The sequence below is a fragment of the Geodermatophilus sp. SYSU D01119 genome (assembly GCF_054049975.1).
Genome location: NZ_JBJGYL010000019.1, coordinates 43559 through 60624 on the forward strand (window position 1 = coordinate 43559; position 17066 = coordinate 60624).

Annotated in this window: 16 protein-coding genes and 1 tRNA gene; 10 read left to right on the plus strand and 7 right to left on the minus strand. The window is 75.3% G+C overall.

Annotated elements, in window-relative coordinates:
• Positions 1-162 precede the first annotated feature (162 nt).
• The gene (locus ACI79X_RS15310) at positions 163-1692 is read right to left on the minus strand and encodes an MDR family MFS transporter (protein ID WP_457026270.1); all 1530 of its coding nucleotides are present in this window, start codon (positions 1690-1692) and stop codon (positions 163-165) included.
• 144 nt (positions 1693-1836) lie between these two features.
• Between ACI79X_RS15310 and ACI79X_RS15315 the strand changes: the two genes are divergently transcribed.
• Both ACI79X_RS15315 and ACI79X_RS15320 read left to right on the plus strand, forming a co-directional pair.
• Positions 1837-1910 (plus strand) — tRNA-Pro (locus ACI79X_RS15315).
• A 112-nt stretch (positions 1911-2022) separates the two neighbouring features.
• A complete protein-coding gene (locus ACI79X_RS15320; RefSeq protein WP_457026271.1) occupies positions 2023-2829 on the plus strand; it encodes a DNA-formamidopyrimidine glycosylase family protein in 807 nt (268 codons plus the stop codon).
• A 21-nt stretch (positions 2830-2850) separates the two neighbouring features.
• Here the strand turns inward: ACI79X_RS15320 and ACI79X_RS15325 are convergent, their stop codons facing one another.
• On the minus strand, positions 2851-4104 hold the full coding sequence (locus ACI79X_RS15325; RefSeq protein WP_457026272.1) for an alpha/beta fold hydrolase: 1254 nt from the start codon (positions 4102-4104) through the stop codon (positions 2851-2853).
• Positions 4105-4167: 63 nt separating this feature from the next.
• Between ACI79X_RS15325 and ACI79X_RS15330 the strand changes: the two genes are divergently transcribed.
• Positions 4168-4380, plus strand: a complete 213-nt coding sequence (locus ACI79X_RS15330; protein ID WP_457026273.1) for a hypothetical protein — start codon at positions 4168-4170, stop codon at positions 4378-4380.
• 42 nt (positions 4381-4422) lie between these two features.
• Here ACI79X_RS15330 and ACI79X_RS15335 read toward each other — a convergent pair whose 3' ends face one another.
• Genes ACI79X_RS15335 through ACI79X_RS15350 form a run of 4 tightly spaced genes read right to left on the minus strand, consistent with a single transcriptional unit; the run spans position 4423 to position 8223 of the window.
• Positions 4423-4881, minus strand: coding sequence for a MaoC family dehydratase (locus ACI79X_RS15335; RefSeq protein WP_457026274.1), 459 nt, complete (start codon positions 4879-4881; stop codon positions 4423-4425).
• Positions 4878-6425: an acyl-CoA synthetase gene (locus ACI79X_RS15340; protein ID WP_457026275.1), complete on the minus strand. Its 1548-nt coding sequence runs from the start codon at positions 6423-6425 to the stop codon at positions 4878-4880. Before ACI79X_RS15340 ends, ACI79X_RS15335 begins: the two co-directional genes overlap by 4 nt.
• Positions 6422-7318 carry an amidohydrolase family protein gene (locus ACI79X_RS15345; RefSeq protein ID WP_457026276.1) on the minus strand — a complete coding sequence of 299 codons (897 nt, stop codon included), beginning with the start codon at positions 7316-7318 and terminating at the stop codon, positions 6422-6424. Before ACI79X_RS15345 ends, ACI79X_RS15340 begins: the two co-directional genes overlap by 4 nt.
• Positions 7315-8223 carry an SDR family oxidoreductase gene (locus tag ACI79X_RS15350; RefSeq protein ID WP_457026277.1) on the minus strand — a complete coding sequence of 303 codons (909 nt, stop codon included), beginning with the start codon at positions 8221-8223 and terminating at the stop codon, positions 7315-7317. Before ACI79X_RS15350 ends, ACI79X_RS15345 begins: the two co-directional genes overlap by 4 nt.
• Before the next feature lie 76 nt (positions 8224-8299).
• On the opposite strand from ACI79X_RS15350, the gene ACI79X_RS15355 reads away from it, so the two are divergent.
• Complete coding sequence (locus ACI79X_RS15355) at positions 8300-8728, plus strand: MarR family winged helix-turn-helix transcriptional regulator (protein WP_457026278.1); 429 nt, start codon at positions 8300-8302, stop codon at positions 8726-8728.
• 18 nt (positions 8729-8746) lie between these two features.
• Here ACI79X_RS15355 and ACI79X_RS15360 read toward each other — a convergent pair whose 3' ends face one another.
• Positions 8747-9607 (minus strand): PaaX family transcriptional regulator, encoded by an 861-nt coding sequence (locus tag ACI79X_RS15360; protein WP_457026279.1) that lies wholly within the window; start codon positions 9605-9607, stop codon positions 8747-8749.
• 162 nt (positions 9608-9769) lie between these two features.
• Here ACI79X_RS15360 and ACI79X_RS15365 point away from each other — a divergent pair, with 162 nt between their 5' ends.
• Genes ACI79X_RS15365 through ACI79X_RS15390 form a run of 6 tightly spaced genes read left to right on the plus strand, consistent with a single transcriptional unit; the run spans position 9770 to position 17021 of the window.
• Positions 9770-11332, plus strand: coding sequence for an ATP-binding cassette domain-containing protein (locus ACI79X_RS15365; protein WP_457026280.1), 1563 nt, complete (start codon positions 9770-9772; stop codon positions 11330-11332).
• A complete protein-coding gene (locus ACI79X_RS15370; protein ID WP_457026281.1) occupies positions 11329-12219 on the plus strand; it encodes a branched-chain amino acid ABC transporter permease in 891 nt (296 codons plus the stop codon). Before ACI79X_RS15365 ends, ACI79X_RS15370 begins: the two co-directional genes overlap by 4 nt.
• Entirely contained in the window at positions 12212-13387 is a 1176-nt protein-coding gene (locus ACI79X_RS15375) for a branched-chain amino acid ABC transporter permease (RefSeq protein ID WP_457026282.1), read from the plus strand. Before ACI79X_RS15370 ends, ACI79X_RS15375 begins: the two co-directional genes overlap by 8 nt.
• The gene (locus ACI79X_RS15380; protein WP_457026283.1) at positions 13384-14637 is read left to right on the plus strand and encodes an ABC transporter substrate-binding protein; all 1254 of its coding nucleotides are present in this window, start codon (positions 13384-13386) and stop codon (positions 14635-14637) included. Before ACI79X_RS15375 ends, ACI79X_RS15380 begins: the two co-directional genes overlap by 4 nt.
• Positions 14638-14640: 3 nt before the next feature.
• Positions 14641-16212 (plus strand): class I adenylate-forming enzyme family protein, encoded by a 1572-nt coding sequence (locus ACI79X_RS15385; protein ID WP_457026284.1) that lies wholly within the window; start codon positions 14641-14643, stop codon positions 16210-16212.
• Positions 16209-17021 carry a TIGR03084 family metal-binding protein gene (locus ACI79X_RS15390; RefSeq protein WP_457026285.1) on the plus strand — a complete coding sequence of 271 codons (813 nt, stop codon included), beginning with the start codon at positions 16209-16211 and terminating at the stop codon, positions 17019-17021. The genes ACI79X_RS15385 and ACI79X_RS15390 overlap by 4 nt, the downstream gene beginning before the upstream one ends.
• Positions 17022-17066 lie beyond the last annotated feature (45 nt).

Sequence of the window (17066 nt, forward strand, 5' to 3'; positions counted from 1 at the left end):
TCCGGCCCGCGGACGGGGGTGGTGGTGCACCGCAGGCTGACAGTGATCACGACGGCGGGCGCGCTCGTGGTGGCGGGCGCCCCGGCCCCGGCTCCCTGGGCCGGTCCCGGCCGCACGAGGGCCGTCCGCGGGTGCGCTGTCCGCGGGCGGCCCTCCGCCGTCTCAGGCCGCCGGCGCCGGGGCGCCCGCCGGGCCGTGGGCGTCGTCCACCTCGTCGTCGAAGCGCAGCGGCTCGGTCCGGCGGGGCATGGCCAGCACCGCGAGGGCGATGACGACGGCGGTCACCGCGGTGGCCACGAACACGCCGTGCGAGGCGGCGTGCAGGCTCTCCCGGGCGAAGTCGGCGACGGCGCCGCCCTGGGCGAGCGCCGCCGTGGTGCTGTCGACGTCGGTGGGCACCTCGCCGTCGAGCCCGGCCGGCGGCGCGGCGAAGCGGGCGGCCAGCGTGGTGTTGGCGATGGCGCCGAACACCGCCGCGCCGAGGGCCGAGCCCATCGAGCGGGAGAACATGTTGGTGGCGGTGACGACGCCGCGCCGGTCCCAGCCGACCACCGACTGCACCGCCACGATCAGCGGCGACGACGACAGCCCGAGGCCGAGGCCGGTGACGAACATCCAGGCGCCGACCTCCCACAGGTGCGCGTCGGGGCCGAGGAACGCCGTCCCGCCGGTGCCGACCAGCACCAGGGCGACGCCGAGCAGCGCGGTGGTGCGGAACCCCAGCCGCAGGTAGACCCGGCCGGCGAGGCTCGCGGCGACGGGCCAGCCGAGGGTGAGGGCGGCGAGCGCGAAGCCGGCCTCGAGCGCGCTCGCGCCCAGCACGCCCTGCGCCCAGGTGGGCAGGTAGGAGCTCAGGCCGATGAGCAGCGCGCCGAGGCCGAGTGCCGCGATGTTGCCGGTGGCCAGGATGCGGCGGCGCAGCACCCACGGCGGCAGCACCGGCTCGGCCGCCCGCCGCTCGACGAGCGCGAAGGCGGCCAGCAGCACGACCGCCGTCGTGAGGACGGCGACGCTCGGGGCGGACGCCCACGCCCAGGCGTTGCCGCCCTCGAGCAGCCCGAGGACCAGCAGCGCGGCGCCCGCGGAGAGCAGGAGGGCGCCGGCGACGTCGAGGCGGCGGCTGGTGCGCTGCACCTTCTCGGTCCACCGGCGGGACAGCGCCCAGAACGCCAGCGCGCCCAGCGGCAGGTTGACGAGGAAGATCCAGCGCCAGGACAGGGCGTCGCTGAACAGGCCGCCGAGAGCGGGGCCGAGCACCGAGGAGATGCCCCACACCGAGGCGAGGTAGCCCTGCACGCGGGCGCGCTCCTCGACGGTGTAGATGTCGCCGATGACGGTCATCCCGATCGGCTGGATGGCGCCGGCGCCGATGCCCTGCAGCGCCCGGCCGACGATGAGCGCCGGCATCGACCACGCCAGGCCGCAGAACAGCGACGCGGCGACGAACACCGCGATGCCGAACAGCAGGACCGGCTTGCGGCCGTGGACGTCGGCGAGCTTGCCGTAGACCGGCACGGTCACCGCCTGCGTGAGCAGGTAGACGCTGAACAGCCAGGGGAACTGGCTGAACCCGCCGAGGTCGTCGACGACGGCCGGGACGGCGGTGGCGATGATCGTGCTGTCGAGCGCGATGAGGGCGGTGCTGAGCATGACCGCCCCGAGCACGGGACCGCGCTCGGATCGGAGTCCCACCGCGGCGCGGGTACCGGTTGTCACGAGCAACTGTGACACCCCGGGGCCGTCGCGCATTCCCGACCCGACCACCGCGGAGGGTCGGGAAGGGCGTGCGGTAACCTCGTCGGCGCAGCGATCGGGCGGTGCGAGCCGCCCGGCGCTCGGGCTGTAGCGCAGCTTGGTAGCGCACTTGACTGGGGGTCAAGGGGTCGCAGGTTCAAATCCTGTCAGCCCGACAGTGCAGGTCAGGGGCCGTTCCGGAGTGATCCGGGGCGGCCCCTGACCGCCTCCTGGGGCGGCCCTGGCGGGTCCGGCCGGTCCTGCCGCCCGCGATCCGAGGGGGAGCCGATGCCCGAGGGCGACACCGTGCACCGCCTCGCCCGGCGCCTCGGGGTCCTGACGGGCACCACCGTCCGCGGCAGCGACTTCCGCGTGCCCCGGCACGCCACCGTCGACCTGACCGGCGCGGAGGTGCTCGGCACGACCGCCCGGGGCAAGCACCTGCTCACCCGCTTCGACCACGACGGCGTGGCGCTGACGCTGCACACGCACCTGCGGATGGACGGCGAGTGGACCGTCCTGGCGGCCGGGCGCTCCCTGCCCCGCCGCCTGCAGGCCGACGCGCGGGTGGTGCTGACGACGACCGGGCCCACGGCGGCCGCGCTGCGCATGCCCGTGGTCGAGCTGCTGCCCACCGACGCGGAGGAGTCCGTCGTCGGTCACCTGGGCCCCGACCTGCTCGACCCGGCGCGCTCCGTCGACGACCTGGTCGACGACGCCGTCGGCCGGCTGTCGGCCCAGCCGGACCGGCCCCTGGTGTCGGCGCTGCTCGACCAGCGCACCGTGGCCGGACTGGGCAACGTCTGGGTCAACGAGCTGTGCTTCCTGCGGGGGCACCTGCCGCGCACGCCCGTCGGCGAGGTCGATGCCGAGCCGCTCGTGCGGCTGGCGATCCGGGCGATGCGGTTCGCGATCGCGCCCGGCGGGCCCGGGCGCGTGACCACCGGCGACACCCGGCCCGGCCGCCGGTACTGGGTGTACGGCCGCACCCGCCAGCCGTGCCTGCGGTGCGGGACGGCGCTGCTGTTCAGCGAGCAGGGGAGCGAGGACCCGGAGGGCCGGCACACCTGGTGGTGCCCCCGCTGCCAGACCTGAGCGCGTGCCCGCGCCGGTCGGTCAGCGGTCGCGGAGGCCGAGCAGGCGGTCGAGCACGTCGCCGGCCCGCAGGCCGTCGTGCTCGAACTCGTTGGTGACCCAGGTGCGCACGTTGCCGACGGCGTCGGCGGTCCGCAGCGACAGCTCGGCGTCGACGTACATGTCGTCGAAGTAGACGACGGCGTCCACCGGCACCTCGTTGGCCGCCAGCCGCGCCGGGTCGTACAGCGGCGGGTGCTCCGGCAGCTCGGCCAGGGCGTGCGCGGCTGCCCGGAACGGCCGCAGCGAGGCGATCTCGTCGAACATCCAGGGGTAGATCATCTCGCCGGTGAACGGCAGCGGGCGCAGGTCGGGGGAGAGGTCGGGCCCGCGCTCGGCCTCGGCGGCCCAGCCGGTGGCGCCCGGCCCGCTGCCGTAGATGCTCTCGTGCAGCACGGCGTACAGCGGGTCGTCCCAGTACGACGTGCGCCGCGCGACCTCGTCGAGGAAGCCCGCGGAGAGCTCGCCGTCGACGAGCGCCTCGTCGAACAGCCAGTGCAGCTGCGTGGCGCCGGTCCCGGTGCCCAGCGCGTGGCCGAGGGTCTGCAGCCGGCGGACGGTGAGCCGGTCGCCGTCGGGGAGCCGGACGTCCCCGGCGGCCAGCAGGTCGGCGACCGCGCCCACCCGCTCGACGTCGCCGGGGAACCGCTCGTAGAAGCGGCGGGTCTTGGCGGCCACCCGCGGGCCGGTGCGCCGGTACACCTCGCGGGCGTCGGCGGACAGGCCCGGCAGCCCGCCGGTGACCAGGCAGCGGTCGAGCCCCTGCGGCGCCCGCGACAGGTAGGTCAGGGTGAGGAAGCCGCCGTAGCTCTGGCCGAGCGTCGTCCAGCTGCGGCCGCCGTAGAGCGCCGTCCGCACGTGCTCGGCGTCGGCGACGATCGAGTCGGCCCGGAAGGCCATGAGGTGGCGGGCGGCCGCGGCCGGGTCGCCGAAGGCGCCGATCCGGCGCGCGGTGACGGGGGTGCTGCGCCCGGTGCCGCGCTGGTCGAGCAGCACCACCCGGAAGTCGCGCAGCGCCCGGTCGATCCAGTCCCCGCGGCCGACCGGGCGCGGGCCCTTGCCGCCGGGGCCGCCCTGCAGGAAGAGCAGCAGCGGCAGGTCCTCGGCGTCCCTGCCCGGTCGGACGAGCTCCCGGACGAAGACGTCGATCGTCGCGCCGTCGTCGGCGTCCCGGTGCAGCGGCACGGGCACCGTGTGCTCGCGCACCCGCATCCCGGGCAGGTCGTACTCGGTCACCCACCGATCCTGTCAGTGCACCCGGTGCCGACCCGCTGCCGTCTCCCGGCCCTGCTGGGTCGGGTGACGGCCCTGCGCACCCTCGGCAGCGTCGGGATGGCCCCCGTGGGTGCGCTGCTCGTGGGGGCGCTGGTCGACGCGACGAGCGCCCGGGTCGCCATGGGCGTCGGTGCGGTCGTGTGCGTCGTCTGCGCGCTGGCCCTCGTCCTCGTCCGGCGGCCGGTCGCCCCGGAGGTCCCCGCCGGCGCGGGGAGCGGGGCGGCCGGCCGCGCCTGAGGGCGGCGGTCGGCCGAGGGGAACGGTCAGCCCGGGGAGCGGTCAGCCGAGGAAGCGGAAGACCGGCTCGGCGATGCAGACCGGCTTGTCGCCGCCCTCGCGCTCGATGACCGCCGAGACGGTGAGCTGGTAACCGCCCCTGACCTCCTCGACGTCGGCGAGGGTGGCGGTGAGTCGCACCTTGGAGCCGACGGGCACGGGGGCCGGGAAGCGGACCTTGTCGAGCCCGTAGTTCACGGCCATCGTCGTGTCGGTGACCGTGAGGACCTGCGACCACAGCGGGATGAGCAGCGACAGGGTGAGGTAGCCGTGGCCGATGGGGCCGCCGAAGGGGCTCTCCCGGTTGGCCCGCTCGACGTCGACGTGGATCCACTGGTGGTCGCCGGTGGCGTCGGCGAACGTGTTCACCCGGTCCTGGGTGACCTCGATCCAGTCGCTGGTGCCGAGCTCGGTGCCCTTCAGGCCGGGCAGCTCGGCGAGGGTGGTCGTCGTGGTGGTCATGCGGGGGACTCCTCGGTGGGGACGTAGCGGTCGCGCAGGTCGGGCTTGCGGATCTTGCCGGTGGCGGTCTTGGGCAGTTCGGGAGCGAACTCGACGTGGCGCGGCACCTTGAAGCCGGCCAGTCGCGCGCGGAGGGCGGTGCGGATCGCCTCGGGGTCCTCGGCCGAACCGGGTGCCGGGACGACGACGGCCAGGCCGACCTCACCCCACCGCTGGTCCGGGACGCCGATGACGGCGGCCTCGAGCACCTCGGGCAGCTCGAGCAGGGCGGACTCCACCTCGGCCGGGTACACGTTCTCCCCACCGGAGATGATCATGTCCCGGTAGCGGTCGCGGATGTAGAGGTAGCCGTCCTCGTCGGTCGAGCCGGCGTCCCCGGAGTGGTACCAGCCGTCGACGATCGCGGCCGCCGTCGCCTCGGGGGCGTTCCAGTAGCCGGCCATGATGTTGGGCCCGGAGAGCACGACCTCGCCGATCTCGCCGGGGGCGCACTCGCTCCCGTCGGGGCGGACCACCCGCACGTCGACGAAGAACTGCGACTTGCCGGCCGAGCCGACCTTGGCCACGGCGTCCGCGCTGTCCAGCGCCGTGCCGGCCGGCGCCGACTCGGTCATCCCGTACGCCTGCTGGACGGTGATGCCGCGGTCCAGCCAGGTGCGCAGGAGGGGCAGCGGCAGGGGGGCGCCGGCCGCGCCGATGGTGCGCAGCGCGGACAGGTCGACGGTGTCGAAGTCCGGCTGCCGGCTGATCGCGTCGAGCATGGTCGGGACGGCGAAGAACGACGTCACCCGCTGCTCGACGATCACCCGGAGCGTGGCCGGGGGATCGAAGCCGCGGACCAGGACGACGCACCCGCCGCGCAGCAGCGTGGGGTTGAGCGTGCCGTTGAGCCCGCCGATGTGGAACAGCGGCGCCAGGCCCAGCGTGCGCTCGTCCGGGGTGAAGTCGAACCCCAGGACCTGGTTGATGCACGACCAGGTCATGTTGCCGTGCGTGAGGGTCGCGCCCTTGGGCCGGCCGGTGGTGCCGGAGGTGTACATGATCAGGCACGGGTCGTCGAGGGAGACCGCCTCGTCGCGGAGCACGGGCTCGGCCTCGGCCACCAGCTGCTGCCAGTCGAGGGAGTCCGCGCCGCCCTCCACGGGGCTCTCCGCGGCCGCCCAGTGGCGGACGGCGGGCACCTGCGCCCGCAGCGTGTCCGCCGTCGTCCCGTGCTCCCGGCCGTGGACGACGACGGTGGCGCCGGAGTGCTCGAGCACGTACCGCGCCTCGGGAGCGGTGAACCGGGCGTTCACCGGCACCCAGATCGCCCCGAGCTGGCCGCACGCGTAGAGCACCTCGAGCGCGGCGGGGTGGTTCGCGCCGAACCAGGCGACCCGGTCGCCCCGCCGCACGCCGAGGACGTCCAGGGCCGCGGCCGCCCGGCGCACCCGGTGCGCGAACTCGCCGTGGGTCGTCGTGGTCCCCTCGAACCAGATCGCCGGCTTCTGCGGCGAGATGCGCAGCCGGCGCTCCGGCCAGCTGCCCAGGCCCGCGTTCCTCACCGCTGGGCGGCCGGGGCGAGGTTCAACGCGCGGATCGCGTTCTCCTTCATGATCAGCGGCCGGACCTCGTCCTTGACGTCGAGGGCCTCGAAGTCGCGGATCCACCGCTCGGGGCGGATGAGCGGGTAGTCCGAGCCGAAGAGCACCTTCCGCTTGAGCAGCCCGTTGGCCGCCCGCACCAGCTGCGGCGGGAAGTACTTCGGCGACCAGCCCGACAGGTCGATGTAGACGTTGGCCTTGTGCGTCGCGACCGAGATGGCGGCGTCCTGCCAGGGCACCGACGGGTGGGCCATGATGATCGTCAGGCCGGGGAAGTCGGCGGCGACGTCGTCGAGCAGCATCGGGTCGGAGTAGCGCAGCTTGATGCCGCGCCCGCCGGGCAGGCCGGCACCGATCCCGGTCTGCCCGGTGTGGAACAGCGCCGGGACGCCGAGGCTCTGCAGCTCCTCGTAGAGCGGGTAGTGCCGGCGGTCGTTCGGCTCGAAGTCCTGGAAGCTGGGGTGGAACTTGAAGCCCCGCACGCCGTGCGACTCGACCAGCCTGCGGGCCAGCCGGATGCCGGCACGGCCCCGGGCGGGGTCGACCGAGCCGAACGGGATGAGCACGTCGGGGTGCTGCGCGGCGGCCTCGGCGATCTCCTCGTTCGACAGCGTCATCTGGCCGGTGGCCGCCTCGGCGTCGACGGTGAAGACGACCGCCGCCATCTTCTTCTCGCGGTAGTCGGCGGCGATGTCGTGCACGGTGGGGTCGTAGGGGTCGCCCTTGAAGTACTGCGCCGCCGCGGCGCCCAGCTCGTCGTCCAGCGCCTTGTGGCCGTGCGTGTCCGCGTGCACGTGGGTGTGCACGTCGATCGCGACGAGCGCGTCGAGGTCGAGCCCGGTCGGGGTGTTCACTTCGGGGGCTCCGGGAGCTGCTGGCCGACCGTCTGCGAGGAGGGGGCGAACCGCTCCGGCCAGATGCCGGCGATGGCGTCGGGGGACCAGCCGGTGCCGTCGGCGAACTCGACGACGACCTCGCTGGGGTGGCTCCACAGGGCGAGGCGGTCGCCGCCGATACCGATGGCCTGCCCGGTGATCCCGGCGGCGGCGTCGGAGGCGAGGAAGGCGACCAGGCCGGCGGCGTCCTCCGGGGAACCGAAGCCGAGCTGCTGGCGGGCGAAGGCGGGCAGCGGCTCGCCGGCGGCGAGCGCGTCGACGTAGGGCTTCAGGAAGGGCACGGTCTCGGTCATGGCGGTGGCCGCCACCGGCACGACCGCGTTGACGGTGATCTCCGCGCGGGCCAGCTCCATCGCCCAGGTGCGGACCATGCCGACGATGCCGGCCTTGGCCGCCGCGTAGTTGGTCTGCCCGAAGTTGCCGACCTGCCCGGTGGGGGAGCCCACGCAGATGACCCGGCCCCCCTCGCCCTGCTCGCGCAGCCGGACCGCGGCGGCGCGGGTGCAGGTGAACGTGCCGCGCAGGTGGGTGGTGACGACGGCGTCGAACTGCTCGTCGGTCATCTTCCACAGCGTCGTGTCGCGCAGGATGCCGGCGTTGTTGACCAGCACGTCGAGCCGGCCGAACTCGCTGACCGCGCGGTCGACGAGCGCCTGCGCGGCCTCGGAGGTGCCCACGGGCACGACCTCGGCGACGGCGCTGCCGCCGGACCCGGTGATGGTCTCGACGGCCGCCCCGGCGACCGCGGCGTCGACGTCGTTGACCACGACGGCGGCGCCGCAGCGGGCGAGCTCGGTGGCGTAGGCGAGGCCGAGGCCCCGCCCGCTGCCGGTGACGATGGCGACCTTGCCGGTCAGGTCCACGGGCTCTCCTCCTGGGACGGGTCAGTGCGGGCAACGTAGGTCGGTATCATTGAGGTTGTCAACGATGGAGGAGTGCATGGTCCACCCCCTGGCCGACGACCTCGGCTTCCTCCTGTCGCGCGCCAGCGGGCAGGTCGTCCGGGCCACCAACGCGGCCCTCGCGGCGCACGGTCTGCGGGTGCGGCAGTACTCCGTCCTGGCCCTCGCCTGCGAGTCGGGGGACGGGATCAGCCAGCGCGAGGTGGCCGCGGTGCTCGGGCTGGACCCGTCGCAGGTGGTGCTGCTGGTCGACGAGCTGGTCGCCGCGGGCCTGGTCGCGCGGCAGTCCCCGGAGGGCGACCGGCGCACCCGCCTCGTCGTCCCGACCGCGGAGGGCCGCCGCGTCCTCGGGGCCGCCGGGGAGGCGGCCGACGCCGCCGTCGAGGTCCCGCTGGGCCTGCTGGGCGCGGCGGAGCGCGACCGGCTGCGGGACATGCTGACCCGGATCTGGACGGCCGGCGGCTGATCGCCGGCGGCGGTCGGCTCAGGCGAGGCGGCCGCTGGCGCGGAGGCTGCGCTCGAGTGCGGCCCGGGCGGCGGGTCCGAGGCCGGTGGAGACGCGCCGGTAGGTCGCCGTGCTGGTCGCGGCCGGCCAGTCCGGACCCAGTTGCCCGGCCGGGAGCCCGGGGTCGGTACGCAGGAGCGAGAGCCAGTCGGCGCCGAGCAGGGTGAGCTGGGCGAGGGAGCCGGCGACCGCCGGCGGGCGGCTCCACGTCTCGACGAACCGCAGGTGGGCCGTGCGCACGGCCGGCACGTCCCACGCCCGGTGCACCAGGCGGTCGACGTCGGTGCCGGGGAGGGCGCGCGCGGCGAAGGCGTCCGCGAGTCCGGTCACCCCGGCGAGGTCGGACCGGCCGAGCACGGCGGCGACGTCCACCCTCCCCGGGGCGATCCACAGCCCGTCGCGGAGGCCGCCGAAGCCGGCCCAGGTGAGCCGGGCGCGCACGCGGTGGCGCAGGTCGCGCCGGCTCTCGGGTACCGAGTAGCTCAGCAGCGTCCACTCGCCCTCGGGGTGCTCGAAGGGCGTGGGGGAGTCGACCCGGCCGGTGGCCTCCCGCAGCACGTCCTCGGCGAGCGGCGTGAGGGTGTACTCCGCCGTCCGGCCGACCTGCCCGCGGGAGAGCAGGCCGCGCTGGGTCATGCGCTTGAGGGTGGCCCGGCCGGCGGCCTCGGCCACCCCGAGGTCCGCCATCAGGTCGAGCAGGGTCGCCGAGGGCAGCGGCGGGAGGCCCGCGTCGAGGACGAGGGCGCCGAAGAAGCTCAGCAGCAGCGACTGCGGCCGGTGCGTGCCGGGCGACGCCGGCCCGGGTCCCGGCGCGTCGTCCAGGGCCTCCAGCGCGCTCATGTGCCTCCTCGATCGCCGCCACCGATTGCAGCACAGGCGGGTGGGATGCCGGAGAAGCTAGACACTTGCTTGACGTGCGTCCACGCCGCCTCTAGCTTCTCCGTGACCTGCACCACGTGTCATCACCCCGTCGGGTCGACCGGCCGAGCCTCGAGGACGCCGATGTCACAACCGCTGCTGAGCGTGGAGCACCTGGACGTGTCCTACGACGGCGCCGTCTCGGCGCTGGAGGACGTGTCCCTGGAGGTGGCGCCGGGACAGGTCGTCGCCGTCCTGGGGTCCAACGGCGCCGGCAAGTCGTCCCTGCTGCGCGCGATCTCCCGGGCGCTGGGCCCCTACGGGGGTGCGGTGACCGGCGGCACGATCCGCTTCCGGGGCGCCGACCTCGCCGGGCTGGACGCCTCCGCGGTGGTCCGGCGGGGGGTCGTGCAGGTGCCCGAGGGCCGGCGGGTGTTCCGCGACCTGACCGTCGAGGAGAACCTGCAGGCGGGCGGCTTCACCGTCCGCGACGCCCGGAGCCGCACCGAGGCCCGGGACCGCGTCTTCGACCTCTTCCCGGTGCTCGCCGAGCGGCGGTCCCAGCTCGGCGGGCTGCTGTCGGGCGGCCAGCAGCAGATGCTGGCGATGGGGCGGGCGCTGATGACCTCCCCGGAGCTGCTGCTCCTCGACGAGCCGTCGCTGGGCCTGGCCCCGCTGCTGGTCGACCAGATCGGGGACATCGTCACCCAGATCAACGCGCAGGGGACCGCCGTCCTGCTGATCGAGCAGAACGCGGTCATGGGTCTGCGGGTCGCCGACCGCGCCTACGTCCTCGAGGTGGGGCGCGTGACGGCGTCCGGCAGCGCCGACGAGCTGGCGGCCAGCGACGACGTCCGCGAGCGCTACCTCGGCGTGGCGGTGCCGGTCCGGGCGGCCGACGTGGTGGTGACCGAGCCCGCGATCCCCACCGCCGAGCGCCCGGAGCGGCTGTCGGTCGAGGACCTGACGGTGCGCTTCGGCGGGATCGCGGCGCTCTCCGGGGTCTCGTTCACCGTCGAGCCCGGCACGGTGCACGCCCTCATCGGGCCCAACGGGGCCGGCAAGTCCACCTGCATCAACGTGCTCGGCGGGGCGTACCGGGCCACCGAGGGCCGGGTGACCTACGGCGACGACGTCCTGACCTCGCTGCCCGCGCACCGGACCGCCGGGCTGGGCGTCGCGCGCACCTTCCAGAACATCTCCCTGGCCCTCGAGGACACCGTCGAGGACAACCTGCTCGTGGGCCGGCACCGGCTGATGCGCTCCGGTGTGCTGACCGGCGCCCTGCGGACGCCGCGGGCGCGACGGGAGGAGCGGCAGCACCGGCGGACCGTCCGCGACATCGCCGAGCTGCTCGGCCTGACCCCGCTGCTCCGGGCGCCGGTGCACAGCCTGTCCTACGGCAACCGCAAGCGCGTCGAGATGGGGCGGGCGCTGGCCGCGCGGCCCTCACTGCTCCTCCTGGACGAGCCGGTCGCCGGCATGACGCACGGGGAGTCGCAGGAGATGGCCGAGACGATCCGGCAGGTCCGCCGCGACCTCGGCCTCTCGATCCTGCTCGTCGAGCACGACATGCCCTTCGTCATGGGCCTCGCCGAGCGGGTCACCGTCCTCGACTTCGGCAAGAAGATCGCCGAGGGCACCCCGGCGGAGGTCCAGCAGGACCCCGAGGTGCTGCGTGCCTACCTGGGAGCGGCCGCCGTATGAGCTACTTCCTCACCCAGGTCCTCAACGGCCTGTCCTTCGGGCTGGTGCTGAGCCTCATCGCGGCCGGCTTCGCGATCGTGTTCACCTCGACCGGGGTGCTCAACTTCGCCCACGGCTCGGTCGTGCTGCTCGGCGCCTACCTGGTGGCCGTCTCGCAGCCGACCATCGGCTTCTGGCCCGCCGTGCTCGTCGGCATCGCCGGCGCCGCGGTCGTCGGTGTCCTCGTCAACGGGCTGCTGGTGCGCAACCTCGCCGACCCCAACCCCGGCACGGCCGCGATCCTCATGCTGGGCGTCGACATCCTGCTGCTCACCGAGCTGACCCGCCGGATCGGCAACCAGGTGCTGCCGCTGGGGGCGCCGTGGGGGGCCGACGTGGTCCGCTTCGGCGGCATCGCCCTGCCCGCGGGCCGGGTGCTCGCGGCCGGGGTCGCGGTCGTGGTGTTCGCCGGGCTCTGGTTCCTGTTCGCCCGGACCCGCCTCGGCATCGGGATGCGCGCCGCCGCCGCGGACGGGCCCACGGCCTCCCTGATGGGGATCCGGCTCTCCCGCACCGGGGCGACCGGCTGGGCGCTGGCGGGGGTGCTGGCCGCGCTCGCCGGCATCTTCCTCACCTCGTTCCCCTCGCCCGGGGTGGCGCCGCCGGTGGCGCTGTCGGCCTTCCTCGCCATCCCGGCCTGGGTGCTGGGTGGCTTCGACTCGGTCCCCGGTGCCGTGCTCGGTGGCCTGGTCATCGGCCTGGTCACCGCGCTCACCGTCGGCTACGAGAACGACCTGCACTTCCTCGGCAGGGGCTTCGGCGACGTCGTGCCCTACGTGGTGATGATCGTGGTCCTGCTGGTGCGGCCCCAGGGCCTGCTCGGCAGCAGGGAGGCCGTCCGTGTCTGACCTGACCCGCCGGATCGCCGGGCTCGTCCTCCTCCTGGGAGCCGTCGCCCTACCCCTGGTGCTCGAGGACTTCTGGCTGCAGCTCGGCCTGTTCGTGATGGCCACGATGGTCGGGGCGGTGGGCCTCACCCTGCTGGTCGGGGTGGCCGGGCAGCTGTCCCTCGGGCACGCCGCGTTCGCCGCGATCGGTGCGTACGTCTTCGTCTGGGCCACGTCGGAGTCCACGCCCGCGCTCTCCGGCGCGGGGCTGCCCGCCGTCGTGGGGCTCCTGCTCGCCGTCGCGGCGGCGGCGCTCGTCGGGTTCGTGTTCTCCCCGGTCGCGAGCCGGCTGCGCGGCATCTACCTCGGGCTGGCCACCCTCGGCCTGGTGTTCCTGGTCCGGCACCTGCTGCTCAACCTCGACTCCTGGACCGGCGGGTTCAACGGCCGCTCGGTGGAACCCTTCACGCTCGGCGGCTTCAGCTTCAGCAACCGCGACCCGGACTACCTCGCCGTCGCCGGCGTGGAGTTCGAGGGGCTGCACCGGCTCTGGTACCTGTTCCTCGTCCTCACCCTGCTGGCCTGCTGGCTGGCGGCCAACCTGCGGTCGAGCCGGACCGGCCGGGCGTGGGCGAACGTCCGCGACAGCGAGACGGCGGCCGCCGCCATGGGGATCGGGGTGGCCCGGCACAAGGCCTCGGCGTTCGTCGTGTCCTCCGGCTACGCCGGCCTCGCCGGGGCCCTGCTCGCCCTGGCGTACGGCCGGCTGGCGCCCGACGTCTTCACGCTCACCGTCTCGGTCGACTTCCTGGTCATGATCGTCATCGGCGGCCTGGGGTCCGTGGGCGGCGCCATGGTGGGTGCCCTGTTCGTCACGGCGCTCCCCCTCGTGCTCACCCAGTACAGCGACGCGCTGCCGTTCCTGGCCGCCCCGGGCTCCGGCGGCCTGGACCCGGCGACGACGTCCCGGCTGCTCTACGGGCTCGCCATCATCGCCGTCCTCGTGTTCCTCCGCGGGGGTCTCGCCGGGACCTTCCGCCGGCTCACCGGGCGCGGGGCGGCGTCCGGCGCCCCGGACGACACACGGGGTCCGGCAGGACCTCGCGGGCACGCCGGACGCCCCGGCCCGATCGACCCTGGCCAGAAGGCCGGGGACCACCCTCTGAGGTCGAAGGAGACCGCTCGATGAGGAAGACCCGTCCTGCTCTGGTCGCCGCCGCCGCGTGCCTGTTCGCGGTCGGCGCCTGCTCCACGACGGAACCCGAGGCGGCCACCGGAGGCGGCTCCGGCGACGTCGAGACCGGCAACGGGGTGACCGACTCGGCGATCACCGTCGGCGTCCTGACCGACCTGTCCGGGCCGTTCGCCGCCGGAGCGGCCGTGCAGGTCACCGAGTTCCAGGCCTACTGGGACCAGGTCAACGCCGACGGCGGGGTCTGCGACCGCGACGTCGAGATCCAGGTGCAGGACCACGCCTACGACCCGCAGAAGGCCGTCTCGCTCTACCGCAGCATGTCCGCCGACATCGTCGCCCTGCAGCAGGTCCTCGGCGGGCCGACGAGCGCCGCCGTCCTGCCGCTGGCGCAGCAGGACAGCGTGTACGTGGGCGGCGTGGGCTGGGCGAGCACGGCGCTGGAGTACGAGAACAACCAGCTGCCCGGCGCCAGCTACAGCATCCAGGGCGCCAACGCCATCGACTACCTGGTCGACGAGCTCGGCCTGTCCGAGGGCGACTCCGTCGGCGTCGTCTACTTCGTCGGCGACTACGGCAGCGACGCCCTGGCCGGCGCCGAGCACGCCGCCGAGGAGCGCGGGCTGACGATCGTGCCGCAGGAGATCACCCCCGCGGTCACCGACCTCTCCGCGCAGGCCTCGGCGCTCGTGCAGGAGGGCGTGCAGGCCGTCGTCCTGGGCGCGGCGCCCGCGCAGCTGGCGTCGCTGGTCGGCGTCCTCTCCGCCCAGGGTGCCGACGTGCCGGTCATCGGGATGAACCCGACCTTCAACCCGGCGCTGCTGGACACCCCCGCGGCCGACGCGCTGCTGGCCAACACGTACAGCATCACCAGCGTCGCCCCCTACGCGAGCGACGCGCCCGGCGTGCAGGAGGCCAACGCCCTCTACACCGAGGCCGACCCCGACGGCGCCCTCGGCTGGGAGGTCCCGCTGGCCTACGGGCAGGCGCAGCTGCTGCGGACCGCGCTCGAGGACGCCTGCGAGGCCGGCGACCTGACCCCCGAGGGCGTGGTCGCCGCCGTCGGTGAGGCCTCCGACGTGGACACCGACGGCGTGTTCCCCGACGGCCTGGACTTCACGCAGGTGGGCGAGTCCCCGACGCGGACGGTCTTCGTCTCCAAGGTCAGCGACACCGCGGAGGCCGGGCTGGAGGTCCTCGAGGACGCGTACGAGGGTCCCAGCGCGCAGAGCTACACCTTCGGCTGACCGATGGTCCTGGAGCGCAGTGAGCTGCTGGCCGCTCCGGTCCCGGGCCCGGTGGGGGGCGTCCTCGGCGACGTCCTCCACCGGGCCGCGCGGGAGGTGCCGGACGACCTCCTGCTGAGCACGCCGGCGACGGGGGAGGCCTGGACGGCGGCGCAGCTGCTCGCCGACGCCCGCGCGGTGGCCGGGGGCCTGCTCCGCGACCTCGGGCCCGGCGCCCGCGTCGCCACGTGCCTGGGCAACGGCCCCGAGCCGGTGCTGCTCCAGCTGGGCGTGGCGCTGGCCGGGATGACGCTGGTGCCGGTCAACCCGCGGTCCCGCCCGGCCGAGCTCGAGCACGCGCTCCGGCTGTCCGGCGCGGTCCGCGTCTACGCGGCCGAGGACGTCGCGGGCAACCCGGTCGCAGACCTCGCGGAGGCGGCGGCGGAGCGGCTGCCCGCGCTGCGGGAGGTCCGCCGGTGCGGCGACCGGCGCTCCTCGATCGACCTCGCCGAGCCCGGCGAGCTGCCGGTGGTGGACCCGGAGAGCCTGGCGCAGGTGCAGTTCACCTCCGGCACCACGGGCCGCGCGAAGGGCGTCCGCATCACGCACGCGGCCATGGTCACCACCGGCCGCGCGTTCGCCGACCGGCTCGGCCCGCGGGCGGGACGGGTGTGGGTGGACCCCATGCCGCTGTTCCACACCGCCGGCAACGTGCTCGGCGTCGTCGGGGCGCTGTGGGCGCAGGCCGAGCACGTCGTCCTGCCCTTCGCCCCCGCGCCGGTGCTGCGGGCGGTGGCCGACCGCCGGGCCACCCTGCTGTCGGCGGCCCCCACGCTGCTCGACCTCCTGGCGGCGCACCCGGACCTGCCGGGCACCGACCTCTCCGCGCTGCAGGTGCTGTTCACCGGCGGCATGACCGTTCCGCCGTCCTTCGTCGACCGCGTCGAGTCGCTGTTCGGCGCCCGGCTCTCGATCACCTTCGGCATGACCGAGACCTGCGGCGCCGTGCTGCAGACCGCGCCGACGGACCCCGACCGGATCCGGCGGGAGACCGTCGGCGCGCCGCTGGCCGGCACGGACGTGCGCATCGCCGGCCCGGACGGCGACGCGGTCCCGCCCGGGACGCCCGGCGAGCTGTGGGTGCGGGGCGCCCGCGTCACGCGCGGCTACCTCGACGACCCTGCCGCCACGGCCGAGGCCCTCGACGCCGACGGCTGGCTGCACACCGGCGACCTGGGGGAGATGGACGCCGACGGCGCCTGCCGCGTGGTCGGGCGCCTCAAGGACATGATCAAGACCGGCGGCGAGAACGTGTCGCCGGTCGAGGTGGAGGAGTGGCTCGTGCAGCACCCGGACGTGGCGCGCGCGGCCGTGGTCGGGGTGCCCGACGAGCGGTGGGGCGAGCTCGTCGTCGCGTTCGTCGTCCCCGCGGCCGGCCGGGACCCGGACCCGGAGGACCTCGCCCGGCACTGCCGGGAGGGGCTCTCGCCGTTCAAGGTGCCCCGGCGCTGGCGCGTCGTCGACGACCTGCCGATGACGGCCTCGGCCAAGGTGCAGCGCGCGGAGCTCCGCCGGATCGCGGCGGGGACCCGGTGAGGGAGCGGCTCCTCGCCGACCTGGCGGCCGAGAGCGCGGCCCTGGAGGACGTCCTGGTCCGGCTGTCCGCCGCGGACTGGGCACGGCCGACGCCGGCGTCCGGGTGGACGGTCGCCGCCCAGGTCGCCCACCTCGCCTGGACCGACGAGCTCGCGGAGCAGGCCGCCACCGACCCCGCGGGCTTCGTGCAGGGCCCCGCGCGGGCCCGTCCCGAGAGCCTCCCGCACGCCGTGGACCGGGCGGCCCGGGAGGGTGCGGCGCTGCCGCCGGCGGCCCTCCTGGCCCGCTGGCGTGCCGGCCGGGACCGGCTCGCGGCCGCTCTGGCCGCGGTGCCGGGCGGGGTGGCCCTGCCGTGGTTCGGCCCGCCGATGGGCGTCGCGTCGATGGTGACCGCGCGGCTCATGGAGACCTGGGCGCACGGGACCGACGTCCGCGACGCCCTCGGGCTCGCGCCGCTCACCTCCCGGCGGCTGGACCACGTCGCGCACCTCGGCGTGCGGACCCGCGGGTTCGCCTTCGCCGCCCACGGGCTGCCCGTCCCCTCCGCCCCGATCCGGGTCGAGCTCGACCGCGCCGACGGCACCGCGTGGAGCGAGGGACCCCCGGACGCCGAGCAGCGGGTCACCGGGCCCCTGCTCGACTTCTGCCTGCGCGTGGTCCAGCGACGGCGCCGGTCCCAGCTGGCGCTGACGACCGTGGGCCCCGACGCGGACGCCTGGCTGGACGTCGCGCAGGCCTTCGCCGGGCCCCCGGGACCGGGCAGTGAGCTGGCCCGGCGCGGCACGGCGACGGGGGACGGGCCCGGCTGACCCGGTCCCGCGCAGGGTTCCCGTGCGCGGGACCGGGTCGGGGTG

Coding starts and splice junctions, on each gene's coding strand:
- ACI79X_RS15320 (WP_457026271.1), top strand. CDS start 2,023: ATGCCCGAGGGCGACACCGTGCACCGCCTCGCCCGGCGCCTCGGGGTC.
- ACI79X_RS15335 (WP_457026274.1), bottom strand. CDS start 4,881: ATGACCACCACGACGACCACCCTCGCCGAGCTGCCCGGCCTGAAGGGC.
- ACI79X_RS15355 (WP_457026278.1), top strand. CDS start 8,300: ATGGTCCACCCCCTGGCCGACGACCTCGGCTTCCTCCTGTCGCGCGCC.
- ACI79X_RS15360 (WP_457026279.1), bottom strand. CDS start 9,607: ATGAGCGCGCTGGAGGCCCTGGACGACGCGCCGGGACCCGGGCCGGCG.
- ACI79X_RS15365 (WP_457026280.1), top strand. CDS start 9,770: ATGTCACAACCGCTGCTGAGCGTGGAGCACCTGGACGTGTCCTACGAC.
- ACI79X_RS15370 (WP_457026281.1), top strand. CDS start 11,329: ATGAGCTACTTCCTCACCCAGGTCCTCAACGGCCTGTCCTTCGGGCTG.
- ACI79X_RS15380 (WP_457026283.1), top strand. CDS start 13,384: ATGAGGAAGACCCGTCCTGCTCTGGTCGCCGCCGCCGCGTGCCTGTTC.
- ACI79X_RS15385 (WP_457026284.1), top strand. CDS start 14,641: ATGGTCCTGGAGCGCAGTGAGCTGCTGGCCGCTCCGGTCCCGGGCCCG.